Genomic DNA, 854 nt, shown 5'->3' on the forward strand with positions numbered 1-854 from the left:
ACCAGGCTTATCAGCGTGGTACCGGAGGATGGCAGCGTGATTTCACGGTCGAGCGTCAGCGTCCGGGTCTGGCTGTTCACCGCCAGCACGCGACCACCGGTGCTGATACCGGCATAGTCATCATCGCAGATTTCAATGACATCGCCCGGTACATGGCGAAGCCCTTCAGCACCCACGCTGAAATCCACGGTCTGCGTCTCCAGCAGTTCCGTTTTAATCAGCCACAGCCCGGCGCGGTGTGCCTGCCCCCGGCTGGTACAGCCAAAGGCATCCATCTTCGTGACGTTACGACCGTAACGGGCAATGGCCTGCGTGTCCTCCACAAGCTCTGTCGCCGTCTCCCAGCCGTTATCCGGGTCAATCCAGTTCACCTCAACAGCATTATGGCGGTCTTTCAGGGCGCTGAAGCTGTAGCGGAACGGCGCACCATCATCCGGCATCACCACATTACTGCGGTTATAGGTCCACACCTTATCCGACGGTCTGTCCTGCACGAACGTCAGCGTCTGCCCGTTCCATACCGGCATACAGCGCATCGCCGAACAGAAATCACTGAGCACATCCCACGCCTTACGCTGTGTGGTCAGGTAAGCGTTACAGGTGATGCGCGGCTCCGTGCCGCCAAAGCCGTCCGGCACCGACTGGTCGCAATTCTGGCCGATGACATACAGCGCCCATTTATCTACATCCGCTGCACCAAGACGTTTCCCCATGCCGTAGCGCGGATGGGTCAGCATATCCCACATACACCAGGCCATGTTGTTGCTGTATGCTGGCTTAAACGTTCCGTCCCAGATACCGCTGTATTGCCGCGTCTGCGGGTTATAGTTCGACGGCACCTGCAGAATGCGCCC

1 protein-coding gene is annotated in these 854 nt (G+C 58.8%); it reads right to left on the reverse strand.

Features of this window, described 5'->3' with window-relative positions; translation table 11 throughout:
- The coding region (locus FQZ95_RS15980) for a host specificity protein J (protein WP_160530415.1) at positions 1-854 on the reverse strand (854 nt) is incomplete at both ends.

Source organism: Escherichia sp. HH41S (assembly GCF_009820115.1).
Classification (GTDB): Bacteria; Pseudomonadota; Gammaproteobacteria; order Enterobacterales; family Enterobacteriaceae; genus Escherichia; species Escherichia coli_F.